Source organism: Immundisolibacter sp., from assembly GCF_050250495.1.
GTDB lineage: Bacteria > Pseudomonadota > Gammaproteobacteria > Immundisolibacterales > Immundisolibacteraceae > Immundisolibacter.
The window spans coordinates 1-25,801 of the sequence record NZ_JBFWOM010000010.1 but is presented as its reverse complement, the minus strand read 5'-3'; the positions used below and the strand labels follow the sequence as shown (position 1 = coordinate 25,801).

General features: G+C 65.5%; 21 protein-coding genes and 1 pseudogene. 4 read left to right on the top strand and 18 right to left on the bottom strand.

The annotated features are described in order from the left end of the window. Positions 1-88 precede the first annotated feature (88 nt). Genes AB7F93_RS08580 through AB7F93_RS08570 form a run of 3 tightly spaced genes read right to left on the bottom strand, consistent with a single transcriptional unit; the run spans position 89 to position 2,892 of the window. A complete protein-coding gene (locus AB7F93_RS08580) occupies positions 89-1,474 on the bottom strand; it encodes an NAD(P)(+) transhydrogenase (Re/Si-specific) subunit beta (protein WP_428302485.1) in 1,386 nt (461 codons plus the stop codon). Between the two features lie 2 nt (positions 1,475-1,476). Then, positions 1,477-1,761, bottom strand: a complete 285-nt coding sequence (locus AB7F93_RS08575; protein ID WP_428302484.1) for a proton-translocating transhydrogenase family protein — start codon at positions 1,759-1,761, stop codon at positions 1,477-1,479. Positions 1,762-1,773: 12 nt separating this feature from the next. Continuing rightward, entirely contained in the window at positions 1,774-2,892 is a 1,119-nt protein-coding gene (locus tag AB7F93_RS08570; protein WP_428302483.1) for a Re/Si-specific NAD(P)(+) transhydrogenase subunit alpha, read from the bottom strand. Between the two features lie 167 nt (positions 2,893-3,059). Between AB7F93_RS08570 and AB7F93_RS08565 the strand changes: the two genes are divergently transcribed. Further along, positions 3,060-3,368, top strand: a complete 309-nt coding sequence (locus AB7F93_RS08565) for a Dabb family protein (protein ID WP_428302482.1) — start codon at positions 3,060-3,062, stop codon at positions 3,366-3,368. 42 nt (positions 3,369-3,410) lie between these two features. Here the strand turns inward: AB7F93_RS08565 and epmA are convergent, their stop codons facing one another. Continuing rightward, positions 3,411-4,358: an EF-P lysine aminoacylase EpmA gene (gene epmA / locus AB7F93_RS08560; RefSeq protein WP_428302481.1), complete on the bottom strand. Its 948-nt coding sequence runs from the start codon at positions 4,356-4,358 to the stop codon at positions 3,411-3,413. 7 nt (positions 4,359-4,365) lie between these two features. Beyond that, the gene (gene efp, locus AB7F93_RS08555) at positions 4,366-4,935 is read right to left on the bottom strand and encodes an elongation factor P (RefSeq protein WP_428302480.1); all 570 of its coding nucleotides are present in this window, start codon (positions 4,933-4,935) and stop codon (positions 4,366-4,368) included. A gap of 38 nt (positions 4,936-4,973) precedes the next feature. Between efp and epmB the strand changes: the two genes are divergently transcribed. Continuing rightward, entirely contained in the window at positions 4,974-5,981 is a 1,008-nt protein-coding gene (epmB, locus tag AB7F93_RS08550; RefSeq protein WP_428302479.1) for an EF-P beta-lysylation protein EpmB, read from the top strand. Positions 5,982-6,008: 27 nt separating this feature from the next. Here the strand turns inward: epmB and AB7F93_RS08545 are convergent, their stop codons facing one another. The 13 genes from AB7F93_RS08545 to AB7F93_RS08485 form a co-directional block, all read right to left on the bottom strand. Then, on the bottom strand, positions 6,009-6,440 hold the full coding sequence (locus tag AB7F93_RS08545; RefSeq protein WP_428302478.1) for an NUDIX hydrolase: 432 nt from the start codon (positions 6,438-6,440) through the stop codon (positions 6,009-6,011). Next, a complete protein-coding gene (locus AB7F93_RS08540) occupies positions 6,440-6,826 on the bottom strand; it encodes a TraR/DksA family transcriptional regulator (protein ID WP_428302477.1) in 387 nt (128 codons plus the stop codon). Before AB7F93_RS08540 ends, AB7F93_RS08545 begins: the two co-directional genes overlap by 1 nt. 40 nt (positions 6,827-6,866) lie before the next feature. Continuing rightward, positions 6,867-7,394 (bottom strand): molybdenum cofactor biosynthesis protein B, encoded by a 528-nt coding sequence (gene moaB / locus AB7F93_RS08535; RefSeq protein WP_428302476.1) that lies wholly within the window; start codon positions 7,392-7,394, stop codon positions 6,867-6,869. A gap of 15 nt (positions 7,395-7,409) precedes the next feature. Then, positions 7,410-8,843, bottom strand: a complete 1,434-nt coding sequence (locus AB7F93_RS08530; protein WP_428302475.1) for a DUF1329 domain-containing protein — start codon at positions 8,841-8,843, stop codon at positions 7,410-7,412. 39 nt (positions 8,844-8,882) lie between these two features. Beyond that, positions 8,883-11,252 carry an efflux RND transporter permease subunit gene (locus AB7F93_RS08525; RefSeq protein ID WP_428302474.1) on the bottom strand — a complete coding sequence of 790 codons (2,370 nt, stop codon included), beginning with the start codon at positions 11,250-11,252 and terminating at the stop codon, positions 8,883-8,885. Between the two features lie 62 nt (positions 11,253-11,314). Continuing rightward, positions 11,315-12,271: a WD40/YVTN/BNR-like repeat-containing protein gene (locus AB7F93_RS08520; RefSeq protein ID WP_428302473.1), complete on the bottom strand. Its 957-nt coding sequence runs from the start codon at positions 12,269-12,271 to the stop codon at positions 11,315-11,317. A 136-nt stretch (positions 12,272-12,407) separates the two neighbouring features. After that, positions 12,408-13,868, bottom strand: a complete 1,461-nt coding sequence (locus tag AB7F93_RS08515; protein ID WP_428302472.1) for a DUF1329 domain-containing protein — start codon at positions 13,866-13,868, stop codon at positions 12,408-12,410. Positions 13,869-13,909: 41 nt separating this feature from the next. Beyond that, entirely contained in the window at positions 13,910-15,610 is a 1,701-nt protein-coding gene (locus AB7F93_RS08510) for a DUF1302 domain-containing protein (RefSeq protein ID WP_428302471.1), read from the bottom strand. Between the two features lie 86 nt (positions 15,611-15,696). Continuing rightward, positions 15,697-18,072 (bottom strand): efflux RND transporter permease subunit, encoded by a 2,376-nt coding sequence (locus tag AB7F93_RS08505; protein WP_428302470.1) that lies wholly within the window; start codon positions 18,070-18,072, stop codon positions 15,697-15,699. 34 nt (positions 18,073-18,106) lie between these two features. Continuing rightward, positions 18,107-19,093, bottom strand: a complete 987-nt coding sequence (locus tag AB7F93_RS08500) for a WD40/YVTN/BNR-like repeat-containing protein (RefSeq protein WP_428302469.1) — start codon at positions 19,091-19,093, stop codon at positions 18,107-18,109. Between the two features lie 126 nt (positions 19,094-19,219). Continuing rightward, positions 19,220-20,671: a DUF1329 domain-containing protein gene (locus AB7F93_RS08495; RefSeq protein WP_428302468.1), complete on the bottom strand. Its 1,452-nt coding sequence runs from the start codon at positions 20,669-20,671 to the stop codon at positions 19,220-19,222. An 82-nt stretch (positions 20,672-20,753) separates the two neighbouring features. Next, entirely contained in the window at positions 20,754-22,190 is a 1,437-nt protein-coding gene (locus tag AB7F93_RS08490; RefSeq protein ID WP_428302467.1) for a DUF1329 domain-containing protein, read from the bottom strand. A 65-nt stretch (positions 22,191-22,255) separates the two neighbouring features. Further along, a complete protein-coding gene (locus tag AB7F93_RS08485; protein WP_428302466.1) occupies positions 22,256-24,082 on the bottom strand; it encodes a DUF1302 domain-containing protein in 1,827 nt (608 codons plus the stop codon). Between the two features lie 372 nt (positions 24,083-24,454). Between AB7F93_RS08485 and AB7F93_RS08480 the strand changes: the two genes are divergently transcribed. Both AB7F93_RS08480 and AB7F93_RS08475 read left to right on the top strand, forming a co-directional pair. Then, positions 24,455-25,462 carry a KpsF/GutQ family sugar-phosphate isomerase gene (locus AB7F93_RS08480; protein ID WP_428302465.1) on the top strand — a complete coding sequence of 336 codons (1,008 nt, stop codon included), beginning with the start codon at positions 24,455-24,457 and terminating at the stop codon, positions 25,460-25,462. Between the two features lie 88 nt (positions 25,463-25,550). Further along, positions 25,551-25,801, top strand: a pseudogene (locus AB7F93_RS08475) (3-deoxy-D-manno-octulosonate 8-phosphate phosphatase); the annotation flags it as partial.

Here is a 25,801-nt window from a genome sequence, read left to right as displayed (position 1 = left end):
GCCCATTCAATGCACGCTGAATAGAGGGCGGCGATTATAGCCGCCCGCACCGCGAAATGACACCCCGCGGCGGGCCCGGAACGCTCCGTCAGGCGTGCCCGAGGGCCTGGATCAGCCCCTCCACCACCTTCTTGGCGTCGCCGAACACCAGCGCGCAGTTGTCCTGGTAGAACAGCGCATTGTCGACGCCGGCGTAGCCCGGCTTCATGCTGCGCTTGACGAAGAAGATCTGCCGCGCCCGGTGCACGTCCAGGATCGGCATGCCGTAGATGGGGCTCGCCCGATCGGTCTTGGCGGCCGGGTTGGTCACGTCGTTCGCGCCCAGCACCAGCGCCACGTCGCAGGTGGCGAAGTCGGGGTTGATCTCCTCCATCTCGAACACCTTGTCGTAGGCGATGTCGGCCTCGGCCAGCAGCACGTTCATGTGCCCCGGCATGCGGCCGGCGACCGGATGGATGGCGAACTTGACCTCGACGCCGTTTCGTTCGAGCGCGTCCACCAGCTCGGCGGTGGCGTGCTGCGCCTGCGCCACGGCGAGACCATAGCCCGGCACGATGATGACCTTGCCGGCGTTCTCCAGCATGAAGGCGGCGTCGTCCACCGCCGCCGACTTGACCGTACGGCCCTCGGCGCCACCACTCGCCGCCGCAGCCTCCTCGCCGGTGCCAAAGCCGCCGAAGATCACGCTCAGGATCGAGCGGTTCATGGCGCGGCACATGATGTACGACAGGATGGCGCCCGACGCGCCGACCAGCGCGCCGGTGATGATGAGCAGTTCGTTGTGCAGGGTGAAGCCGGTGGCCGCCGCCGCCCAGCCCGAATACGAGTTCAGCATCGACACCACCACCGGCATGTCGGCGCCGCCGATCGGCACGATCAGCAGCACACCCAGCAGCAGCGCCAGCGCGGTCAGCGCCGCGAACGCCGACAGCCCGCCGCCCAGCACGAACTGCACCGTCGCGCCCAGCATGGCGAGCGCCAGCGCGAGATTCACCCAGTGCTGGCCGGCAAAGCGCAGCGGCGCGGAGCCGATCAGCCCCTGCAACTTGCCGAACGCGATCACCGAACCCGTGAACGTGATGGCGCCGATGAAGCTGCCGATGCCGAGCTCGCTCAGCAGCAGCGCGTTCAGCGCCCCGGCGTCGCGGTGCGTGAAGTAGGTACCCAGCGCCACCAGCACCGCGGCAAGACCGACGAAGCTGTGCAGGATGGCCACCAGCTGCGGCATGTCGGTCATCTTCACGCGCCGCGCCAGCACCGCGCCGATGCCGCCGCCGATGGCAACGCCGGCCACGATCCAGCCGTACTCGCCCACCTGCGGCGAGGCCAGCGTGACCAGCGCCGCCAGCACCATGCCGGCCATGGCGTAGGCGTTGCCGGCGCGCGCCGTGCGCGGCGAGGCCAGCCCCTTCAGGCCCAGGATGAACAACACCGCGGCGGCGAGGTACGCCACGGCCAGCGTGCTGGCGCCCATGCTCACTGCTTCTTCTTGAACATGGCGAGCATGCGCTGGGTGACCAGGAAGCCGCCGAAGATGTTGATCGAGGCCAGCACCACGGCCACGAAGCCGATGCCGCGCGTGAGCGTGTCGGCCTCGTGAAAGCCGGTTACCAGCATGGCGCCGACGATGATGATTCCCGAGATGGCGTTGGTCAGCGACATCAGCGGCGTGTGCAGCGCCGGGGTCACACCCCAGATCACCTGGTACCCGATGAAGCAGGCCAGCACGAAGATGTACAGCGATACGACGATGGCGGTCATGGTGGCCTTCGGTCAGCGTTTGGCGAAGCGCACGGCGCCGGTCTGCACGGCCAGTGCGCCTGCGATGATCTCGTCGTCAAGATCGAGCACGACGCGCGTGCCGGCGTCGTCCTTTTTCAACACGAGTTCCAGCAGGTTCAGCAGGTTTCGGGCGTAGAAGGCGCTGGCGTCGGTGGCCAGGCGCGACGGGTAGTCGGTGATGCCGACCAGCGTCACGCCGTGTTTTTCGACCACCTGGTCGGCCTCGGTCAGCGGGCAGTTGCCGCCATTGGCGGCGGCAAGATCGACGATCACCGAGCCCGGCCGCATGCCCTGCACGACCGCTTCCGGCACCAGCACCGGCGCCGGGCGACCGGGAATCAAGGCCGTGGTGACGATGATGTCGGCGGCCTTCAGGCGCTCGCCGAGCAGCTCCTGCTGGCGCGCCTGCGCCTGTGCAGACAACTCGCGCGCGTAGCCGCCCTCGCCGGCACCGCTCTCGCCAACGTCAATGTCGATGAACTTCGCGCCGAGCGACAGCACCTGCTCGCGCGTTTCCGGCCGCACGTCGAAGGCCTCCACCTGCGCGCCGAGGCGCCGCGCGGTGGCAATGGCCTGCAGACCCGCCACGCCGACGCCGAGGATCACCACCCGACTCGGCTTGGCGGTGCCGGCGGAGGTCATCATCAGCGGCAGGAAGCGCCGGTAATGGAAGGTCGCCTCCAGCACCGCCCGGTAGCCGGCGATGTTGGCCTGCGACGACAGTGCGTCCATCGACTGCGCCCGCGAAATGCGCGGGATGAGTTCGACCGACAGCGCGCTCAGGCCCGCCTGCGCCAGCGCATCGAAGCGAGCGGCGTGCGGTTCGAGAAAGCCAACCAGCAGCGCGCCCGGGCGCATGGCCGCGATCTGCGCGTCGGCCGGGCGGCGCACGCACAGCACCACGTCGGCGGCGAGCGCGTCGGCGGCAGTACCGATGCGGGCGCCGGCCTCGGCATAGGCGGCGTCGGGGTAGCGGGCCGCCTCGCCGGCGCCCGCCTCCACGCACACCTGCGCGCCCCGCGCCAGGAATTTCTTGACCGACTCGGGCGTCGCCGCCACGCGGCACTCGCCCGCCGCGCGCTCGCGCAGCACTCCCACCAGGACCGTCATGAATGGAATTGTTGTGGTTGGCTCGAAGGCGATGTTGGATTGCCGGTCGGCGCCGGCCACTGTGGCAAACTCGGCGCCCGGCCCGAACGGCCGGCGCGCGCGAAGAGCGCCGGCATTCTACACGCCGGCCCCCACGTTCCAGCGACCCTCAAACACGGAGAAACGCGATGATTCGGCACATGGTGATGGTGAAGCTGAAGCCCGGCTCGGAGGCTGCCGCGCAGTCCCTGTTCGACCGTTTTCGCAGCATGGTCGGCAGCTTCGACGGCCTGCTGACCTTCAGCGGCGGCGCGTACTCGAGCCCGGAGGGCATCAACCGCGGCTTCAACTACGGCTTCTCGATGGATTTTCGCGACGCCGCCTCGCGCGACCGCTACCTGCCGTCGCCGGAGCACGTCGCCATCGCCCAGGACATCGGCCCGCTGCTCGACGGCAGCTTCGATGACTGCGTGGTGGCCTTCGACTACGTATGCTGAGGGCGGCGCCGGGCCGCGATGTCGTCATCGCCGCGCTCGGGCTCACACCCGCAGCGCGGCGATGTCGCTGAGCCCACAGGCCAGCATCAGCAAGCGATCAAAGCCCAACGCCACGCCGGCGCAGTCCGGCAGGCCATGCTGCAGGGCGGCGAGCAGACCCTCATCCAGCGGCACCGGCGGCAGGCCCTGCGCCTGCCGCGCACGGTTGTCGGCCTCGAAGCGGCGCCGCTGTTCGTCGGCGTCGGCCAATTCGGTGAAGCCATTGGCGAGCTCGATACCGTCCACGTACAGCTCGAAGCGCTCGGCAAGCTCTGGCCGATCCGGCCGCAGGCGCGCCAGCGCCGCCTGGCTCGCCGGGTAGTCAAAGACGAACACCGCGCCAAGCGGCGCAATCGCCGGCTCGACGAGCCGCGTCAGCAGCAAATCGAGCGCCGCATCGCGCCCGGCCGCGCGCAGTGCGGGTGAGGGCTCGATGCCGGCCATCGCCACGCGCTGCCACAGCTCGTCATCGGAGGCCGCAAGCGGATCGAGCCCGGCGTGGCGCTCGAACAGTTCGCCATAACTGAACGCCTGCGCCGGCGGCCGGCCAAGCAGCCCGCACACCAGCGCGGCCACCTCGTCCATCAGCGCCCGGTAGCCGAAACCGAGTCGGTACCACTCGACCAGCGTGAACTCGGTGCGGTGCCGCGGCCCGTCCTCGCCGGCCCGAAACGCCTTGCAGATCTGGTAGATGCTGCCACTGCCGGCCGCGAGCAGGCGCTTCATGGCGTACTCGGGCGACGGCTGCAGGTAGCGCCGGGCGCCACTAGGCAGGGTCACATCGAGGCAGTGCTGCTGCGGGTCGCTGCTCGGCGCGGGGCCGAGCAGGTCGGTGTCGACTTCGAGCACGCCGCGGGCGCCGAAGAACGCCCGGATGTCGGCGAGCAACTGCGCGCGCCGGCGCAGGGTTTCGAGACTGGCCGCCGGACGCCAACTGTCCGGGGCTGGCATCCGTGGCTTATTCCTTGACGCGCGAGATGTACTCGCCGGTGCGGGTATCGACGCGCAGCAGGTCGTCGATCTCGATGAACAGCGGCACCTTCACCGTGGCGCCGGTCTCCAGCGTGGCCAGCTTGGTGGCGCCGCTGCTGGTGTCGCCGCGGACGGCGGGCTCGGTGTAGGTCACCTTCATCACCACGTGGTTCGGCGGCGCCACGGCGATCGGCTCGCCGTTCCACAGCGTGATGGTGCACATGTCCTGTTCCTTGAGCCACTGCGCCTTGTCGCCGACCACGTTGGCGCCGGCATGCACCTGCTCGAAGCTCGACGGGTTCATGAAGCAGAACGCCTCGCCGTCGTTGTAGAGGTACTGCATTTCGGTGTCGAGCACGTCGGCGGCCTCGATGGACTCGCCGGACTTGAAGGTGCGCTCCCACACGCGGCCGGACTTCAGGTTGCGAAGACGCACGCGGTTGAAGGCCTGGCCCTTGCCGGGCTTCACGAACTCGTTCTCGATGATGTCGCACGGATCCCCGTCCAGCATCACCTTGAGCCCGGCGCGAAATTCGTTGGTGGAGTAAGACGCCATAATTTCCCCGTTATTCGGAATGTCAGCGAGAGAACGACATGCATAGCCCGGTCGCGCCACGGCGCCCCGCCGCGCCCTGGCAGCGGCTGCTGGCCGATGCCATCGACGACCCCGCCGTGCTGCTGCGCGCGCTAGAGTTGCCGGAACACCTGCTGCCGGCAGCGCGGCGCGCCGCGGCGCTGTTTCCGCTGCGCGTGCCGGCGCCGTTCCTGCAACGCATCCGGCCCGGCGATGCCGCCGACCCGCTGCTGCGCCAGGTACTGCCGCTGGATGTGGAATGCGAAACCCGGCCCGGCTACAGCGCCGATCCGCTCCACGAATCGGCCGCCCAGCCGGCGCCGGGGCTGCTCAAAAAATACCACGGCCGGGCACTGCTGATCGCCACCGGGGCGTGTGCGGTGCACTGCCGATATTGTTTCCGGCGGCATTTTCCGTACGCCGACGCGCACGCCGGCGGCTCGCGCCTGGAACCCGCACTCACCGCCATCGCGGCCGATGCGAGCATCGGCGAAGTCATCCTGAGCGGCGGCGATCCGCTCACGTTGAGCGACACGCGTCTGGCCGACCTCGCCGCGCGCCTCGCGGCCATCCCCCACGTGCACACGCTGCGCATCCACAGCCGCCTGCCGGTGGTGCTGCCGCAGCGCGTCGACGGCGACCTGCTCGCCTGGCTCGAACGCCTACCGCTGCGGAGCGTACTGGTGCTGCACAGCAACCATCCGGCGGAGATCGACGGCGAGGTCGATGACGCGCTCGCGGCGCTCGCCGAGGCCGGGGTCACGCTGCTCAATCAGACAGTGCTGCTGCGCGGCGTGAACGACGACGCGGGCACGCTGATCGCACTCAGCGAGCGCCTGCACCGCACCGGCGTTCTTCCCTACTACCTGCACCTGCTGGATCGCGTGCAGGGGGCTGCGCATTTCGATGTACCGGAAACCCGCGGCGTGGCGCTGATCGCGGCGCTGCGCGGGCGCCTGCCGGGGTATCTCGTGCCGCGGCTGGTGCGGGAAATTCCGGGCGCCGACGGCAAGACGTTGATTACGTAAAAGACGCGCCGGCGGCGGCGCGTCGAATCAACCGTCGGGGAATTCCGCCAGGGCGCGCGCCTGCGCCAGCACGGGCAGCAGCCCTGCTGTGAGCGGCAGACGTTGTAGTTCCTGTTGCGTCAACCAGCGCGCGTGCGAAGCGTCATCGCCGGCAGTCGGCTCGGCGTCGCGCCGCACGGGCGTCGCGACGAAATCGAGAATCACGTAGTGGTGCGCATCGTCCATGCGCTCGATCCAGGTCACCAGCGGCCCCACCGCGATCTCGACGCCCGTCTCCTCCAGCACCTCGCGCCGGCAGGCGTCGGCCACGGCCTCGCCCCACTCCACCTTGCCGCCTGGCACCGACCACAGGCCCTTGCCGGGCGCGCGACCGCGCTCGATCAGCAGCACCCGGCCGGCGGCGTCGAACACGAACACGCCGACTGCAAGACGCGGTACCTGCGTCAGCGTTGACAGCACTACAGGGTCGGCGCGTGCCGGCCCTGCTCGGCGGCGGTCTGGCAGTCGATGCAGCGCTCGACCGCCGGGTCGGCTTCCAGGCGCGCGCTGCCGATCTGAACGCCGCAGGCCCGGCACAGGCCATAACGCCCCGTGTCGATGGCCCCGAGCGCGGTTTCGATGAGCCGCACACGGTGCACGTGGCGATCGAGCGCGGCGATTTCGAGATCCTCCAGCAGATCGGCTACCGCTTCATCACCGCGGTCGTGTACCTGCCCGGCAAGTTCCACGTAGCGGCCCTGGCTGCTGCGGGCGAGTTCGGCCGCAACCTCGCGGCGCAACTGGCCGTGCTCGGTGCGCAGGCGTTGCTTCAGGTGGTCGACTTCCTGGGCGGACAAACGATTCATCATGGAGGGTGTTCCTCGATCGGCGTTCGGGACGGGCGCCTCAGCGCTCCAGCAGCCGCGGCATCAACTCCACCAGGTTGCAGGGCCGGGTGCGGTAGTCGAGCTGCGGGGCGATCAGCTTATCCCAAGCCGTGCGGCAGGCGCCGGACGAACCCGGCACACAGAACACGTAAGTGCCGTTGGCCACACCCGCCACGGCGCGCGACTGGATCGTCGACGCGCCGATTTCCTCGTAGGACAGCGCCCGGAACACCTCGCCGAAACCGTCGATGGTCTTGTCGAGCAGGGGCGCCAGCGCCTCGGGCGTACCGTCACGACCCGTGAGGCCCGTGCCGCCGGTCGAGATCACCACCTGCACCGCCGGATCGACAATCCACGCCGACACCTGCGCGCGGATGCGGTACACGTCATCCGGCAGGATGGCGCGGCCGGCCAGCCGGTGGCCCGCCGCCGCCAGGCGCTCGATCAGCACACGCCCGGAGCTGTCCTGCTCCAGGCCGCGGCTGTCGCTCACCGTGAGTACCGCGATACCGACCGGTACGAACTCCCTGTCCGCACCTGTGCTCATGACGCCCCCTCGCGCTCAGCGCGTACCGAACTTGCGCATGCCCTGCGGCGTGAAGATTTCCGCATCGATGGTCGAGTCCTTCAACAGACCGACTGTTGGTTGCCCGGCGCCAAGGTTGCCGTACCAGCCGAAGAACGTCGTGTACCGGCCGTTGACCATGTCCACCAGCTGATCGCCCCAGATCAGGTGCGAGCGGCTGTCATACAGGTTCAGCACGTAGGCCTCGCCCATACGCCACAGGCGATCGCGTGCGTCGTACGCCTCGTGGCTCATGCCGTGCCAGGTATCCTCGTCAATGTGCGCCACGATGCGCTTGTACAGGTGCCGCTGGCCGGCCTTGAGGGTGGCTTCCACCTCCCACACCCGGTGCAGCTCGTAGCGCACCAGGTCCTGATTCACATGCTTCTTGCCGAAGATGTCATCCGGCCGCTTGGCTGGATCGGCCAGGGCGTACGCGTTGTACGGCACGAACAGTTCCTTCTTGCCGTTCAGCTTCAGCTCGTGGCGCGATTCCTTGCCGCCGAACCACCACTGCCAGCGCGAGGACACCGTCCGTTGGCCATCCGATCCGAACGAGGGGCTGTCCTGAAAGCCGATCTCCGGCGCCTTGCGCACGCGCCGCTGGCCGGGCACGTACAGGTAGGACTGAAAGTCGACCTCCTGCGCGAAGTTGCAGCCGCCGCCGATCAGGCCCGACTGGCGCGGCGGCTGCTTCACCTGGAACGCGTCACACAGCAGCGGTCCGCCGCGGCTATGGAACCACTCGCTCGCCGGCCGCTCGGCTTTCGGCACCCACCACATCCACGATTGCCACTGCTCCATGATCACGTCGACCCGGTTGCCGAGTGAATCAATCAGGGGCGCGTCCATGGTGCCCTCGATGGATTGCCCCTGGTAGGCGAGGTAGTGGTTCCAGCCGACCTCGAAGGCGTTCTTCGGGATCGGAAACGGATAACCGCCGCCGTCCACGTGGTTTTGCAGGCACACATGGCCTTCCGTGTCCCAGCCAGGACACATCTCCGCGTTCAGCGCCTGTTGCCGCGTCGCCTCGTACACCCAGTCCGGGAACGAGGCGCTGCGTCGGGTGGGGTACACGTGCATCCGGAAACTGTCCGGATACTGCTTGAACATGGCCACCTGACCGGCCGAGAGCTTGCCCTCGTACTGCGAGTAATTCTGGGCTGTGATGGTGAACAACGGCTTGTCGTCCGGGAACGGGTCCACCCACTGCCCGCCGGGTGTGAAGTTGGCCGGCGGTTTCTCGATGCCGCCGGTCCACTCCGGAATGCTGCCGTCGGCATTACCGGCGCGCTCCGCACCGACCGGCGTCAGCGGCGTGCCGGTGAGGCCGAGCTGGGCTGCTTCGTCCGGCGTGATCTTGGCCCAGGCCGCACTGGTCGCCACCAGCAAACCGGCCGCGATCACCTTCAGGCAAGGTCGTGTGTGCATGGTCTCCTCCGTCTTTGTTGAAACCCCGATCGCCTCCCGTCAGGCCGCCGCCGCCGCAGGCCGGGACTGGTCACCTCGCATCAGGAAGCGCGCCAGCGCCGGCATCAGCAACACCGCGCCCAGCATGTTGACGAAGAACATGTACGCCAGCAGCACGCCCATGTCGGACTGGAACTTGAGGTCCGAGAAATACCACAGGGCGACGCCAAGGCTCATGGTGACCGCCGTGAACACCACCGCCGTACCGACCTCGCGATACGAGGTGCGGAATGCGGTCTCGACGTCCTGCCCACTGCGCATGTGCACGAAGGCGCGCGCGAAAAGATAGATGCCGTAGTCCACCCCCACGCCAACGCCAAGCGCCAGCACCGGCAGCGTCGATACCTTGAGGCCGATGTTCAAAAACACCATCACCGCGTTGGCGAAGATCGACACCGCCAGCAGCGGCAGCATCACGCACAGCGATGCCCGCCACGAGAAGAACGTGAAGAACACGCACAGCACGATAGCCACGAACAGGATCACGTCCATCGTGCGCACGGAGCTTTTCACCGCCTCGTTGGTGGCCGCCCAGATGCCGGCGTTGCCCATGGCCATGCGGAAGGTCACGTCCGGATTGGCGTTGGCCGCCTGATAGGTTTTCACCGCCTCGACGATTCGCTGCAACGTGCCCGCCTGGTGATCGACCGGGTAGATCGTGACCGGCATCACGCTGCAGTTGTTGTTGAACAGGCGCTGCGACATCTCCACCCGGTAGATGTTGGCGGCGATCATCTGCTCGTTGCGCGGCAGGCCAAGGAACTTGGGATTGGCCTCGTAGTTGCCCACATTGCGCTCGCGCACCACCTGCGACAGGGACTTGACCGAGCGGACGCCCTCCACGTTGCGCATGCGCCACACGAAGTCGTCGACCGTTTCCATGACGCCGTAGTTCACACAGGCGCTGTCCTTGGTCGACTCGGCGATCACCACGAACTCATCGAGCCCCACCGTGAACTTGCTGACGATGTTCTGGATGTCGCGGTTGTAGCGGGCATCGGGCCAGAACTCCGGCGCACCGGCTTCCGAATCACCGATCACCAGGTCGTCCGACCGCGACGCGCCGAACGCCACAAGCCCCAGCGTCAGCAGCACGATGATGGCCGCCGGCAGCGGACGGCTGGAGCGTGCCAGGAGGTTCCACAACGGGTGGTCGGCGCCCTCCGACGCACGCCTTGCGCGGGCGACCTCCCGCTCGTTCAGGCGCAGGTACGACAGGATCGCCGGCAACATGAACTTGTTGGTCAGCAGCATCACGCCGACGCCGATGCTGGCCGTGATGCCAAGCTCCCGGATGATGTCGATGTCGATGATCATGATCACCGCGAAGCCGACGGCGTCCGAAATCAACGCCGTCGCGCCCGGGATGAACAGCTTGTTGAACGCATCCTTGGCCGCGGCCGGGCCGTCCAGGCCGGACAGCACGCCAAGTCGCCACGCATTCGTCATCTGCACCGCGTGGCTGACGCCGATCGCGAGCACCAGGAACGGCACCAGAATCGACAGCGGATCCACGCCATAACCCAACAGCTTGACCAGCCCGAGCTGCCAGGCCACCGCCGCCAGCGACACCGCCATAGCCGCCACGGCGAGCTTCCACGAGCCGGCAAAGAACACCAGCAGCACGAAGGTGACCACCAGCGTGACGGCGAAGAACAGGATGACGCCCCGAGCGCCCTCGATGATGTCCCCGATGAACGTGGCAAAGCCGATGATGCCGATGTCGACACCCTGGGCCTCGTACTTGGCTCTGAGCGCCTCCAGCCGCTGCGCGACCACCTGATAGTCGAGCTTCGCGCCGGTGGCCGGATCCCGCTCCACCAGCTCGGCGATCACTAGGGCGCCGGAGAAATCCTTAGCCACCGTGCGGCCGATCTCGTCCGACCGGTAGAGGTTCTGCCGGACCTGCTCCATGCCGTCTTCGGTGGCCTCGAAATCCGCCGGCACGATGCGCGAGCCGGTGAAACCTTCCTCGGTCACAGCCACGTAGTTCACGTTCGGCGTGAACAGCGAGGTCACCGTGCGCGCGTCCACGCCGTCCATGACCAGGATCTCCTGCGTCACCTGCTCCAGGGCGCGGAAGAACTCGGCGTTGAACATGTTGCCGCTGCGGTCCTGCACGAACACGGTGATGGTGTTCGAACCGCCAAACTCGGGCTTGTACTCGGTGTAGGTCTTCATGTACGGGTGCGAAACCGGCACCGACTTGTCGAAGCCCGGATCAAGGCGCTGCGTGAAGGCCTGGTAGCCCAGAAAAGCAGTGAGCAACGCCGTCACCGCAAGCACCAGCGCCCGCTTGCCGATCAGAAAACTGGAAATTGCCGCCGAGAAACGTTCGAGCCCGGCGCCGTAGCCCATGTCCGCTGCCATCGTTCAATCAATCCTGTGCTGCACTGAAACGGGCCGACCGGCCCGGCGCTTGGTCGAAACGGTTACTTGAAAAGATCGGACAGCGGCCGGCGCTGCACGCCCCCTGCTTCCGTGGCCACGTACAAGGCATCGCCAATCGGCAGCACGGCCGTGATGCCGTTGCGTTCGGGCAACTGGCCCGCGGACACCTGCTGGGTGAGGGGATCGACGCGCAGCACCGTGCCGCCACCGCCCGCGATCAGCGCTGCACCATCAGGCAACAGACCGCCCGCTAACAGGAACTGCCTGGTAGCTGTATCGATGACTTGCCAGGTGGTCCCGGCGTCCGCGGACACAAAGGCATGGCCATTCATACCAAAGATGACCACACGCCCGTCGCTCAAGGCCTGCGCGCCGAAGAACGAGCCGTCGTACGGCGACTCGATCGGCGCGAACGCGGCGCCTGCCTGTGCGCGGTACAACACGCCCTTTTCCGCGACCGCCAGCGTGGTGCCATCCGCCGCCCAGGCCACGTCGAAAATGTGGTTCTGATACCAATCCTCGACCGCCAGCGTGGTCCGCTGCCAACTGGCGCCGCCGTCCGCTGTGGTCCACAGCTGGCCATTGCTGCCGACCACGTAGCCACGACGCGGATCGCGAAAGCGCACGTTGAGCAGCGCCACATGGGAATCGGGCTCGAAATTGAGCAATGACCAGGTCACGCCGCCATCTACCGTTTTCAGCACGACCGCGTCGTGGCCTACCGCAAACCCGGTCTGCGCGTCGACGAACGTTACCGCCGTCAGCGTGGCGCGCACCGGAACGTCGGATTGCGTCCAGGTGGCGCCCTGATCGTCCGAGCGGATCACCACGCCCCGCTCGCCCACGGCCACCACCCGCTCACCGGGCGCGGCAAGCCCCAGAAAAACTACCCGCGGCGCCAGCGGCACTTTCAGAGCAGGTGCCGGAGAGACCTCCGCCTGCACCACGCCGCCCAACATGAACAACGCCAGCACTGCGCCGGCCAGTCGACTCAACATGGATCGCTCTCACTCAGATCAACCGTGACTCCACATCCCGGCGTCGCACAGACCAAAACACCCCGCGGATCATCCAATCCGCGGGGTGTCTGGCATCCGTAACGCCCGCCGTCCGACAAGCGAGGCCGGGACCGGCCTATCGCGTGCCGAACTTGCGCAATCCCTGCGGCGTGTAAACGGAGATATCCACCGTGGACTCCTCGGTGGTCTCGAACTTTGGCGGCCCGAAGCCCGTCAGGCGCCCGGCCGTCCCGTGCCAGTACGGGTAGGTCGTGTAACGGCCGTTGATCAGGTCGATCTGGGAATCGCCCATGATGCGCAGCAAGGGCTTGTCGTACAGATTCAGCACGTGCTGCTCGCCCATGCGCCACAGGCGATCCTTGGCGTCGTAGGCCTCGAACGCGACGCCCATCCATGTGTCCTCGTCGAAGTACGCCACGTGGCGCTTGTACAGGTGCCGATAGCCGGCCTTGAGCTCGCCGTCGATCACCCACACCCGATGCAGCTCGTAGCGCAGCAGATCCTGGTTGATGTGCTTCTTGCCGTAGATGTCGTCGTAGTTGAGGTTCGGATCGGCAATCTTGTACGAGTTGGCCGACACGAACAGCTCCTTGCCCTGTTCAAGCTTGTAGCTGTGGCGCGGCTCCTTGCCGCCGAACCACCACATCCACCGGGACGACACCGTTCTTTGGCCGTCCGAGGCAAACGACGGGCTGTCGTGGAAACCGATCTCGGGAGCCTTGCGGACCCGCCGTTGGCCTGGGACGTAGAGGTAAACCTGAAAATCGACGTTCTGCGCGAACATGCAACCGCCGAATACGAGCCCGGACGACCGCGGCGGCTGTTCGATCTGCCATGAGTCGCACAGGAACGCGCCGCCCCACTGCGTGAACCATTCGTTGGTCGGCTTCTTGTCAGCCGGCAACTGGTACGGCCAGAATTCACGTGAACGCATGATCACGTCGGTGCGGTTGCCGAGCGAATCGATCAACGCGCCGTTACCCATGGCGTCCATGGTGGTGCCGTTGTAGTGGCCGAGCAGCGTGTTCCAGCCGGCTTCTTCCGGAATCTTCGGAATCGGGAACGGAACGCCGCCACCCGGCTGCACGTTCAGCAGGCACATTTCGTTCTTTTCCGCGTACTGCGGGCAGATCTCGATGGTCTTGGCCTGCGCCTTGGTGGCTTCGACAAACCAGCCGGGATAGGACGTGCTGCGCCGCGTCGGGTACACGTGCATCCGGAACGAATCCGGATACTGCTTGAACATTGCAATCTGGCCGGGCAGCAGGTTGTCCTTGTACTGCTCGTAGTTTTGCGCCGTGATGGTGAACAGCGGCTTGTCGTCCGCGAACGGATCGGCCCAACCCGCGCCGGCCTTGAAATTGGCCGGCGGCGCCTGGATACCGCCAGTCCACTCGGGAATCGTGCCGGCGGCGTTGCCGGCCCGGGTAGCGCCGACCGGGGTCAGCGGCGTACCCGTCATGCCGAGCTGAGCGACTTCATCGTCGTTCAATTTGGCGTTGGCGGTGCCCGCCATCGACAGGCCGGCGATCACCGCGATGACGGCGCCGCAACGGCTATCGTTGACAAACCACATCTTCAAAATCCTCCTGAAACGTGCGAGCGCGCGGCGCTCACTCAGAACGAATAACTGGCGTTGAACGACAGGAAATCGCGATCGTTGGTGCCGTTAAGACGGCTACCTGCGGCGTTCACCTGGTTGTCGTTACCCCAGAAGTTGGTATAGGACACCCCGCCCTTCCAGCGACCGCCGCCATAGTCGAGATTGACGCCGACCGACAGCGCCTTGCGTCCTTCCACCATGAGTTTGGCGCCACCTAGTTCGTTGGAATAACCGTGGAAGTCCCAGGAGAAGGCGAAGTTCGGTTCCAGCGCGATCAGGTTGAACAACGCCGCCTGGTAGGTCATCGAGTGCCGGATCACCAGCTTGCCGAAGTCTTTGCTGATTTGTGGCTCGAAGAGGTTATACAACCTATTGGTACCCCCCAATGGGTTTGGCTGAACGCCGAGTGGCCCGCCGACCGGCGTCAGCGACGGTAGACCGCCAATCCAGCCCCACGCGATCTCCCCGATAGTGCTGGCGGCGTCCGCGCGCAGCGCGTGCAGTACACCCCAGTTCTTCTGGACCGTGAACTGCGTCTGGTAGCGTTCGATGCGCCCATAACCCTTGACGACGTCCCCCAACGCCCCACCGCCAGCGAGATAGGGCCCGATGTACGCGTTGAAGGGACCAAACGCCGGACCTGCCAAGAACAGCGGCAGGGTCATCTGCACCGGCGCGTTACGCCGGTACGAAAACTCCCCGCTCAACGCCAGGCCATACATATTGGTGTTGAACGAGGCCCCCCAACGCTCAATGTTCTCCGGGTAATCCACCTGAAACTTCCCCGCCCCGACGATGCCTGAAATCGACGGCAGGTGATCGTGCAGGTTCTGGTAGTAGATCGCCACCTCGCCACCGTTGCCGAAATTCGGCAGGAACTTGCGCAGCGCGAGACCCCACTGGCCGCCACTGCCCAGATCGTCCCCGGCGCGGGTCAGGAACCCCCCTAACAAGTCACAGGCAACCCCATCCGGCGCAAAACAACGTGGCCTAAACGCCCCTCCCAGAAAACCCGTTGCATTCGCGAAACCACCGCCGTCGGCAATGGCATCCAGACCCGTGAAGAAATTGCCCATCGGGTCGACCTTGATCTCGTCATAGACGAACAGGGCGAAACCCTCGATCGTGTAGTTCTCAAGGAAGTTGTACGACACGTGCAGGGCGGGCGTGCCGGTGAACGCGTCCTTCAACTCCGCGCCAGGCGTGCGCAGCTTGGAAATGTCAACGGTGTTGATGTCGTTGATGGCGCCGCCGATGAAGGTGTTCTCGCCCCAGGAAATCACCTGTTTGCCGAGGCGGACCGACAGCGACTGGTCATCGAAAAACCGCTTGTAAACGTAGGCGTCGGTCAGGTCGCCGTGCTGCTTTGCACGATTTTCGGCCGCGTCGGGCAGGTTCTGGTTCGCCATCTCGAAGTCGTAGAACCAGTTACCACGCAGCAAGCCGCCATAGCTGTCGCCGCTCACCTCAAAGGTATGAGAGCCCTTGATGGTGTTGGAAAAGATGTCCCACTTATCCTGAAACAGATAGCGGTTGCCGTACGGGCCAAGATTCTTGCCGTCCGGCGTCACCGTGCGCTGCGAAAGCCCCCATCCGATATCGGAGTCAAAGGACGCCTCCAGTTCCCCGATCGTGAAATCAAAGGCCAGTACGGACCCCGAAATCACAGCGGTACCCGCCGCCATTGCGATGCGTGATTGCAAACGCTTGGTCATGTTCTGCCTCCACACCCATTCCTAGACCGAAAGCAAAGAGGCGCGCGGCGGTCCGCAGACAGCCGCGCCCCGATAGTCAATGAATCCTAGTGCGACAAGCCACGCGTCGACACCCGTTCCTTGTCGACATCGATCAGCCACGCCGCCAGCGCCGGCAGCAGCAGCACCGCACCGACCATGTTCACGAAGAACATGTAGCCGAGCAGCACGCCCATGTCGGACTGGAACTTCAGCTCCGAGAAATACCAGGTGGCCACGCCGATGGACATGGTGCTGGCCGTGAAGATCACCGCCGTGCCCGCCTGCTTGAGGCCGGTGTAGTAGGCCTCCTTCAGATTGAGTCCGAGGCGGATGTTGGCCTGGGTGCGGGCGAACAGGTAAATGCCGTAGTCGACACCCACGCCCACGCCGAGCGCCACCACTGGCAGCGTCGACACCTTGAGGCCAATGTTCAGTATCACCATCACCGCGTTGGCGAGAATGGACACCAGCGCCAGCGGCAGCAGGATGCACAGCGACGCCCGCCACGACAGGAACGTGAGGTAACACAGGATGCCGACCGCCACGAACAGGGCGCCCATCATGGTCAGCTCGGCGCGCTCGACGGCCTCGTTGGTCGCCGCCATCACGCCGGCCGGGCCGGACACGAGCTTGAATTCAACCTTGGAGCCATCGCCTTCGGCCGGTTTCTGAAAGCTCTTCACTGCCTCGATCACCCGGTGCAGCGTCGGCGCCTTGTGATCCCACAGGAAGATGCGGATGGGCACCGCCTCGCAGGTGTCGTTAAAGAGTTTCTGATTCAGCTCGATGTTGCGCATGGCCGATCCCAGCCCCGGCGCCGTGCGCGGCAGGCCATAGAACTTGATGTGGCCCTCGTTGTTGCCGACGTTGCGGTCCTTCATCACCTGCGACAGGGTGCCGACGGCCTGCACGCCCTCCACGTTGCCGACGTGCCACACGAAGCGGTCGATCGTCTGCATCATGCCAAACGTGGTGCAGCCGTCGCGCGGCATCTCGGCGATGACCGTGATCTCGTCGATGCCGATGTTGAAATTGCTGATGATGGACTGGATGTCCTGGTTGTATCGGGCATCAGGCCAGAACTCCGGGGCGCCGGCCTCGCTGTCGCCGATGATCAGTGACTGCCACTTCCACCAACCTAACCCGAGCAGGACTACCGCCACCAGAATGACGGCCGTGCCGCGACGACGGTCCGCAAATCCCGACAGGAAGCGGAAGAAGGGCTTCTCCTGTTGCAGAACCCGCGTACGAATGCGTTCGACCGTGGCCGGCTTCATGCTCGCGTAGGACAGCAGCACCGGCAGCATGAACTTGTTGGTGGCCACCATTACCGCGACACCAATGCTGGCCGTGATACCCAGCTCCTGGATGATGTCGATGTCGATGATCATGATCACGGCAAAGCCGACGGCATTGGCCAGCAGCGCCGTGGTGCCAGGAATGAACAGCTTGTTGAACGCCTCGCGCGCCGCGGTACGGGAATCGGCGCCACCCAGAATCTCCAGCTTCCAGGTGTTGGTCATCTGGATGGCGTGACTCACGCCGATAGACAGGATCAGGAACGGCACCAGAATCGACAATGGGTCGATGCCATAGCCGAGCAGCCGAATCAGGCCAAGCTGCCAGACCACCGCGGTGACAGCGACCAGAATCGCCAGCACGGTGATCTGAATCGAGTTCGAGTAGAAATACAGCATCACCGCCGTGATGACCACGGCAATAACAAAGAACAGCACGACGCCCAGCGCGCCCTGAATGACGTCATCAATGAACTTGGCGAAGCCGATGATCTTGACGTCGACGTTGTCGCTGGCGTACTTGGTACGGATCTCTTCGAGCGCGGTCGCGACTTCCGTGTAGTCCAGCGGCTTGCCGGTGGCCGGATCCTTGTCAACCAGCTCGGCCCGGATCAGCGCGCCGCGGAAGTCGTGCGACACAAGGCGCCCGACGTGCTGCGATACCAGCAGGTTGCGCCGCACCTGCTCGATGCTTTCCTGACTGGGTTTGAAATCCGGCTCCACCACGCGATGGCCGGCGAAGCCTTCCTCGTTCACCAGCACGTAATCGACGTTCGGCGTGAACAGCGAGGTGACGGACGATCGATCGACACCCTTGATGAACAGCACGTCCTGCGTGGACTGTTCGAGCGTCTTGAAGAAATCGATGTTGAAAATGTCGCCGTCCTTCTGCATCAGGGCGACGATGATCACGTTGGCCCCACCAAACTGGTCCGTGTACTTGGTGTAGGTCTTCATGTACGGGTGGCTCAGCGGGATGGACTTGGTGAAGCCCGGATCCATCCGCAAGAACGAGGCGTGATAGCCCAGAAATGCCGTCAGCAAGGTCAGCACGATCAGAACCGGGACGCGGTTGCGAATCAGCGCGTCGGCCAGCCAGGCGGAAGCGCGCGCCATTGCGTTCGCGTAATTGGACGTCAGCATGTCTCCTCCGAAATTCGTGTGCGCGGACGCTTGCTTACTTGATGGCGAGGTCGATGCTGCGCGCACCGCCCTCGCCAAACGAGAGCCACGTGCCGTCGCGCTTTTGCAGCAGGCGGGCGATCTTGCGCCGGTCGGGCTGGGACATCAGCTCGAAGCTGTCGCCTCCGTCGCGGCTCACGGCGATGGCGCCGTCGAGCCCAGCCAGCACCACCGCGCCACCGGCGGAGAGGGTGGCGGACATGAACGACTTGTCGGTGCCGGTCGGCACCATGCGCCAGGTCACGCCGTCGTCGTCACTGACCGCCACATTGCCCAGCATCGCAAACGCGATCACGCGACCGGTAGCGGTGGTGGTCACGCCAAAGAAGGAGCCGCGGTAGGGGCTATCCAACTGCGTCCAGGTGGCACCGCCATCGTCCGACCGGTACAGAACCCCCTGCTCGGAACCCAGGAAGTAGCTCCCGGATGTCGCCTTGCTGATTCCAAACAGGTGGCTGTCGAACTCGTCCCGCGTCAGGATGACCTGGTTGGTCCAGGTCTTGCCGCCATCCTGAGTACTGAAGAAGTTGCCGCGCCCGCCCACGGCAAAGCCGGTGGTCGGGGACTCGAACAGCACGCCCAGCAGCGGCACATCCAGCTCGGGCTCCGCGTGCTGCAGGGTCCAGTTGGCGCCGCCGTCTTCGGTTGCCAGGATCACGGCATCGTGTCCGGTGGCCCAACCGCGCTGCGCGTCGGCGAACGACACTGCCGTCAGCGTGACGTCGACCGGTGCCGTGCCCTGAGCCCAGGTATGCCCCTCGTCGTCCGAGTACAGCACGATGCCCCGCTCGCCGACGGCGACAATCCGCTCACCCGCGCGGGTGGCATCCAGCAGCAGCGACTTCGCAACGCGCGGGCCGGTGGCCGAGGGCAACATGTTCCCTTCCGCCTGCACCCAACCCGGCAGCGCCAGCGCGGCGAGCGCAAGCGCGCCAACCAGCCAGCCGAAGGCACATGATCTGGCCGCTTTGATCGAGTTCAACACGAATCCCCCTTCACTTGCATCCGGCACAAAACGATGAGAAAGCGACGCCCCCGAGGCGGGGGCGTCCTTGCGATCTGCTACTGATACGCTGCCGCCTCGGCGTCGGCGGCCTTCAGTACTGAATCAACGCACGCCGTACTTGCGCAGCCCGGCCGGGGTCATCAGGTCCGCGTCCGGCTTGCCGGTCGGCGAATAATCCGGCGGGAAGGTGCCGAGCTTGGCGCCGTGGTTGAAATACCCGTTCACGCCGGCGTGACGGCCCGAAATCAGATCGGAGTGGTCATCCCCCCACCAGTGCACCATCGGCACGTTGTAGTAGTTCAGCAGATACGCCTCCGACACGCGCCACAGATTGCCCTGCGCGTCGTACATGTCGGCCAGCGCGCCGGCCCAGCTGTCCTCATCCACGTAGACCAGGCGATGCGGCCCCAGGTGGCGGAAGCCCCCCTTCAGCTTGCCCTCGATCACCCACACGCGGTGCAGCTCATAGCGCTTCAGATCCGCGTTGATGTGCCCCTTGCGCACGATGTCCTTGAAGTCGTACTCCGGCTGCGCGAGTTTGTAGCTGTTGTACGGGATGTACATCTCCTTGCGCACTGGGGCCGACCAGTCGTACCACTCCTCGCCCCCGGTCTGCGCGAACAGGTTGCGCGCATCAGCCGTACGAAGGCCATCCGAGCCAGTGCCGGGGCTGTCGTAAAAGCCGATCTCCGGCGCCTTGCGCACGCGCCGCTGCCCCGGCACGTACAGATACGCGTCGAAGTCGACGCTCTGGAAGTAGTTGCAGCCACTGAACATGGTGCCCGCCGTGCGCGGCGGCGCCAGATCCTCCTGAGAGAAGCACCAGGCAGCGCCCCCCAGACGGTCGAACATCTCTCCCTTCGGCCGCTCGGCGTCGTTCAGATACATCAGCTGGAGCCAGCGCTCGCGCTTTATATGCTCAGCGTAGGTTCCATCGGGGAAGGCGTTGAAGCCGTAGGCAACCGACGTGAACCACTTGCCGAAGAAGTAGAACGTGTGGTTGTACATGGCTTCGCCCCCGTCCTTGGGGATGGGGAAGAACACGCCAGGGCGATAATTTTCCCGTGTCACACAACGCTGGGCGGTGTTGGGGCCGCCCGGCGGCGGATTGCACCAGTCAGTGTTGGTGGCATTCCAGATGGAGTTGTCGTAGAGCCACTGCGGGTAAGACGCGCTGCGACGGCTCGGGTACACGTTCAGCTTGAACGAGTCGGGATACTTCTTGAGCATGGCCACAGTGCCGGCGGACAGCTTGTCCTCGTACTGCTGGTAGTTCTGCGCGGTGATGGTGAACAGCACCTGGTCGTCCTTGTACGGATCCGGGTACCACTTGCCTTCCTCGTAGCCAGCCGGTGGCGCCTTGATGCCGCCCTCCCAGGCGGGAATGCTGCCGTCGGCATTGCCGGCACGGATGGCGCCGATAGGCGTCAGCTCAGTACCTTCAATACCGAGCTTCGCCGCTTCCTCGTTCGACACCTTGGCGGTGGCTGTTTGGGTGAACACCGCCGCACCTGCGAGCGCCAGGCTCGCCGCACACTTGGCTAAACCGTTCATGACCTCTGTTGTCCTGTTGAAGCAATCACATCGGGGCGGTGGTTCCCGGCGCCACCCTCGCCGGGAACCATCCGTCATCAGATCAACGCATGCCGTACTTTCGCAGTCCCGCCGGGGTCTGAATTTCCGGGTCCGGCATCACATGGAAGTTCGGAAAATTTTTCGGGTCACCGCCCACGTTCGCAAATCCGCCGTTCGACGCATGTCGGCCGCTGATCACGTCCGCATGATCGTCGGCGAAGTGGTGCGTGAGGGGCACGTCGTAGTAATTGAGCAGATAGCCCTCCATCACCCGCCACAGATCGCCCCGGGCGTCGTACATGTCGGACGCCACGCCGGCCCAGGTGTCTTCGTCCACGTACACCACTCGGCGCGGCGACAAGTGCCGGTACTCCGGTTTCAGTTTGCCCTCGATCGCCCAGACGCGATGCAGCTCGTAGCGGATCAGGTCCGAATTGACATGGCCGGGCCGCACGATGTCCTTGAACGTGACCCCCTGCTGCGCCATCTTGTAGGTGTTGTACGGCACGTACATCTCCTTGCGCTCGGCCGTCCACACGTACCACTCATCGTCACCGGTCATGGCGCCCATGTGCTTGGAGTCGGCAGTGCGCAAGCCGTCCGAGTTGGTGCTCGGGCTGTCGTAGAAACCGAGTTCCGGCGCCTTGCGCACGCGGCGTTGGCCGGGCACGTACAGATAGGCGTCGAAGTCGGTGGTCTCGAAATAGTTGCAGCCGCCGAAGATGCTGCCGGCATTACGCGGCGGGGCGAGCGTTTCTTGGGAGAAACACCACGCGGCACCGCCCAGCCGGTGGAACACATCGTTGCTGGGAACCTCGTCCGGGTTCATCCCCGAGGGCAGAATCCAGCGCTCGCGCGTCGTGAACTCCGAATACGTGCCGTCCGCGAACGCGTTGAAGCCATAGTGCGTAGTGATGTAGTACTTGCCGAACCAGTAGAACGTGTGGTTCCACATGGCCTCGCCGCCGGTCTTCGGAATCGGGAAGAAGATGCCCGGCTTGTAGACCTCGCGCTTCACGCAGCGCTCCTCGCGGTCCTTGCCGAGCGGAGGGTTACACCAATCGGTATTGCTCGCATTCCAGATGCTGTTCTCGTACACCTCTTTCGGATACGACGCACTGCGCCGGGTCGGGTACACATTCAGCTTGAAGCTGCCCGGGTACTTATTGAGCATCGCGATCTGACCCGCGGACAGCTTGTCCTTGTACTGCTCGTGGTTCTGCGCGGTGATGGTGAACAGCACCTTGTCGTCGGCGTACGGGTCGATATACCAGCCGCCCTGCGTGTAACCGGCGGGCGGCGTCTTGATGCCACCCTCCCAAGCCGGGATGCTGCCGTCCGCATTCGCCGCGCGAATGGCACCCAGCGGCGTCAGCTCGGTGCCTTCGATGCCGAGCTTGGCCGCTTCCTCCGGCGATACCTTGGCGTTTGCCGCGGTCGGCACGCCGCTCACAACCACGGCGAGCGCCAGGCTCGCCACCGATATGATCGCTTTCATGACTCCCCCGAATGATCAGAAAAACGGGCCGGCATCAACCCCTAGACGCCGGCCCGGATGCAACATCAGAACGTGTAGCTCACGTCCAGCGACAGGAAGTCGCGGTCGACGTTGTTGATGGGACGCGAACGCGTGATCGGCCGGAACTGGTCGTCCTCGCCGTCAAAGATAAAGGTCTGGTTGATGCCCACCTTCCAGCGCAGCGCGTAGTCAAAGGTGACGCCGAGCGACAACTGCTTGCGGCCACCGACGAACAACTGGCCGCCGCCCAACTCCGGCGACACGCCCTCCACGTCCCAACGGAAGGCCGTGTTGAAGTCCATGTTGATGCGGTTGAACAGAATGTTGTTGTAGGTGAGCGTCGACCGCGCCTGAAAGCCCCAGAAGTGGCCCGTGATGTCGTCGAAGCGGACGAAGCCGTCGCCGGCAATCGCCGCCGCCTGCAGCAGCGCGAGCGTCGCCGGCGTTCCAGACGGCGAGTTCGCGTGGCCATCTACAGGCACACCCGGCACGTCGTCCACCCAGCCCAACGCCACCTCGCCGATGGTGTTCCACTGGTCGGCGCCGAGCAGCATCGGCATCGGCCCCCACAGCCGCTGCGTGGTGAGCTGAATCTGGTGCCGCTTGTACCGCTCGTACCCACGGTAATTGGTGCCAGCGACCAGATTGGGGGCAAGTCCGGTCCGACCATCGGCCCCGTAGGCCGCGGCGAACAGGTATCCCAAGCCCTGAATCGGTGCGTTGCGCCGGTAGCTGTACTCACCACCGACGGCCCAAGGGCCAAGAGTCGTGTTGAAGCTCAGGCCGTAGCGCTCCACGTCCTCGGCGTACTCGACGAAATACCTGCCGGGAGCCGTGGATCTGCCCACAATCGACGAAACCTGCGGGTTGTGGTCGTGCAGGTTCTGGTAGTACAGGCCAAAGTCGAAACCATTGCCAAGATTCGGCGCGTAGTAGCGTAGCGCCACGCCGTACTGACCACCCTTTGGCGCGATGTCATCCGGCGCTCTGGCCACAGGAATTCCTCCCGGCGCAACGGCTCCGCATACACCACCGTCCGGTGACACACACTGCGCGCCAAGCTGCGCCGGGGGCGGGCCAGGTGGGTCATACAGGACCATCGTGTTGGCAAATCCCCCGCCGTCGACGATTTGATCGTTGGTGCCGAAGAACTGACCAAGCGTATCGACCTTGAGTTCGTCGTAGCCGAACAACACGAACGTCTCCAGCGAGAGCGCATCGGTCATCTGCCAACTGAAGTAGGCCGCCGGCGTGCCGACCAGCGCGTCCTTCAGTTCCACGCCGGGCTGCCGAAGCTTGCTGATGTCGACCGTGTTGATGTCGTTCAGCGACCCGCCGATGAAGGTGTTCTCACCCCAGGAGATCACCTGCTTGCCGAGGCGAACGGTGAACTGGTCGCTGCTGCCGAGACGGGTCAGGAAATAGGCATCCGTGATGTCACCGTGCTTGATGGCACGGTTCTCGGCCGCCTGCGGCAGCCACTCGTCCTTGCCCAACATGGCGAAATCATAGAAATAGTTGCCACGCAGGAAGGCGCTCCAGCGACCACCGTTCAGTTGCACGTCGTGCGAGGCCTTGACGATGTTGGAAAACACATCCCATTTATCGTCGAACACTGTACGGTTGCCGTACTGAATGTTGCCGAGCTCGCCAGCTAGTGTGCCGCCCGGCCGAGCCTGCGACAGGTCGCGGTCGTAATGCTCGGTGCGCAGTTGGATGCCGTAGCCCAGCGTGGTATCGAACGAGCCTTCGATGCTGTCCGTCAGTTGGAACTTCAAGGCGTGCGCGCCGCCGGATGCGGCCAGCGCCGCCGCGGCGAGCACGTACCGGCCGGCGCGGGCGCGCGCGGTGGCTTTGTTGCGTAGTTTCATATCCCCTCCCGGTTGAAACACTACACGTCACAGCCGGCCCTGCGGGCGCCGGCAATTACACGGTCGGAACGGGGAGGGGTGGGCTGACGCGCGACCTTGCACTCGGCAAAGCACACGCTCTTGACTGGCTTGCGATCGCAACGGGCAACCCTTCCCGCCGACGACCCCCCTCTTCGCTCCTCGCCGCGCCGCTGTCAAGCCCTCCAGGCCGCCCAGTCAGCACGGTGCGGCGCGGAACCTAACACTCGGGAACTTGGCCTGTCAACAAATCGCAGCCTGTATCCGCCGGCTGTTGGCGTGGGCGGCTGCGGCGTCGCCGAGGGCTGCGGCGATAATGGCGGGCCGCCCGCAGGCCCACCCCGGAACGCGCCCATGCATCCTGACGACGCCTCACCATCGAACACGCCGATCGACCCCGCCACGCTGCTGCAACTCGCGCGCGACGCGCTGGATACCGAGGCGGACGCGGTGCGCCAGCTGGCGCCACGCCTGGGCGAGCCGTTCGTCGCCGCCTGCCGGCTGCTGGTCGGCTGCCGCGGGCGGGTGGTGGTGCTCGGCATGGGCAAGTCGGGGCACATCGGCGGCAAGATCGCCGCCACGCTGGCCAGCACCGGCACGCCGGCGTTCTTTGTGCACCCGGGCGAGGCGAGCCACGGCGATCTGGGCATGATCACGCCGCAGGACGTGGTGCTGGCGTTATCCAATTCCGGCGAGACCGGCGAGATCCTGCTCATCCTGCCGATGATCCGCCGCCTGGGCGTGCGCCTGATCGCCATCACCGGCGACGCCGGCTCCACCCTGGCGCGCGAGGCGGACGTGAACCTCGACGCCAGCGTGGCGCGGGAGGCCTGCCCGCTGGGTCTGGCCCCCACCGCCAGCACCACCGCCACGCTGGCGCTGGGCGACGCGCTGGCCGTGGCGCTGCTGCACACGCGCGGCTTCTCGCGCGAGGACTTCTCGCGCAGCCACCCGGGCGGCAAGCTCGGCCGGCGCCTGCTGCTGCACGTGGCGGACGTGATGGTGAAGGGCGATCGGCTGCCGGCGGTGCCGCAGACGGCAAGCCTGACCGAAGCGCTGCTCGAAATCAGCCGCAAGGGGCTTGGCATGACGGCGGTGGTGGACGACGCGGGGCGCGCGGTCGGCATCTTCACCGACGGCGACCTGCGCCGCGTGCTGGAGCGGGTGGACAGCGTGCGCGCGGTGCCCATCGCGGACGTCATGACGCCCGGCGGCGTGCGCATCCGGCCGCAGGTGCTGGCCGCCGAGGCAGCGCAGATCATGGAGCAGCGGCGCATCAACGCGCTGCTGGTGGAAGATGCGGACCGCCGGTTGGTCGGCGCGCTCAACATGCACACGCTGCTTGATGCAGGCGTGATCTGACACGCCGTCGCATCCGACCACCGACCCAGGGCGCGCGAGCGCGCCTCCTACAATGCGGGCCTCTTGCCCGACCCTACCCGACACACACATGGCCGTTGATTCCGAACTGCAGACGCTCGCCGCACGCATAGAGCTGGTTGTTTTTGATGTGGACGGCGTGCTGACCGACGGTCGCCTGTACTTCGGCGACGACGGGACCGAGTTCAAGGCGTTTCACGTGCGCGATGGACACGGCTTCAAGCTGCTGCGCGAGGCCGGCATCAAGGTCGCTGCGCTGAGCGGTCGGCGCTCGGCGGCGGTCACCCGGCGCATGGACGAGTTGCAGGTGGACATCTTCCG

Bases quoted from the DNA above. Each gene is read 5' to 3' on its own strand.
- AB7F93_RS08490 (WP_428302467.1), bottom strand. From the start codon at position 22,190: ATGAAAGCGATCATATCGGTGGCGAGCCTGGCGCTCGCCGTGGTTGTG.
- AB7F93_RS08525 (WP_428302474.1), bottom strand. From the start codon at position 11,252: ATGGCAGCGGACATGGGCTACGGCGCCGGGCTCGAACGTTTCTCGGCG.
- AB7F93_RS08565 (WP_428302482.1), top strand. From the start codon at position 3,060: ATGATTCGGCACATGGTGATGGTGAAGCTGAAGCCCGGCTCGGAGGCT.
- AB7F93_RS08575 (WP_428302484.1), bottom strand. From the start codon at position 1,761: ATGACCGCCATCGTCGTATCGCTGTACATCTTCGTGCTGGCCTGCTTC.
- AB7F93_RS08570 (WP_428302483.1), bottom strand. From the start codon at position 2,892: ATGACGGTCCTGGTGGGAGTGCTGCGCGAGCGCGCGGCGGGCGAGTGC.
- epmA (WP_428302481.1), bottom strand. From the start codon at position 4,358: ATGCCAGCCCCGGACAGTTGGCGTCCGGCGGCCAGTCTCGAAACCCTG.
- AB7F93_RS08580 (WP_428302485.1), bottom strand. From the start codon at position 1,474: ATGGGCGCCAGCACGCTGGCCGTGGCGTACCTCGCCGCCGCGGTGTTG.
- AB7F93_RS08540 (WP_428302477.1), bottom strand. From the start codon at position 6,826: ATGAATCGTTTGTCCGCCCAGGAAGTCGACCACCTGAAGCAACGCCTG.
- efp (WP_428302480.1), bottom strand. From the start codon at position 4,935: ATGGCGTCTTACTCCACCAACGAATTTCGCGCCGGGCTCAAGGTGATG.
- AB7F93_RS08495 (WP_428302468.1), bottom strand. From the start codon at position 20,671: ATGAACGGTTTAGCCAAGTGTGCGGCGAGCCTGGCGCTCGCAGGTGCG.
- AB7F93_RS08505 (WP_428302470.1), bottom strand. From the start codon at position 18,072: ATGCTGACGTCCAATTACGCGAACGCAATGGCGCGCGCTTCCGCCTGG.
- AB7F93_RS08530 (WP_428302475.1), bottom strand. From the start codon at position 8,843: ATGCACACACGACCTTGCCTGAAGGTGATCGCGGCCGGTTTGCTGGTG.
- epmB (WP_428302479.1), top strand. From the start codon at position 4,974: ATGCATAGCCCGGTCGCGCCACGGCGCCCCGCCGCGCCCTGGCAGCGG.
- AB7F93_RS08520 (WP_428302473.1), bottom strand. From the start codon at position 12,271: ATGTTGAGTCGACTGGCCGGCGCAGTGCTGGCGTTGTTCATGTTGGGC.
- AB7F93_RS08515 (WP_428302472.1), bottom strand. From the start codon at position 13,868: ATGTGGTTTGTCAACGATAGCCGTTGCGGCGCCGTCATCGCGGTGATC.
- AB7F93_RS08485 (WP_428302466.1), bottom strand. From the start codon at position 24,082: ATGAAACTACGCAACAAAGCCACCGCGCGCGCCCGCGCCGGCCGGTAC.
- AB7F93_RS08510 (WP_428302471.1), bottom strand. From the start codon at position 15,610: ATGACCAAGCGTTTGCAATCACGCATCGCAATGGCGGCGGGTACCGCT.
- AB7F93_RS08480 (WP_428302465.1), top strand. From the start codon at position 24,455: ATGCATCCTGACGACGCCTCACCATCGAACACGCCGATCGACCCCGCC.
- moaB (WP_428302476.1), bottom strand. From the start codon at position 7,394: ATGAGCACAGGTGCGGACAGGGAGTTCGTACCGGTCGGTATCGCGGTA.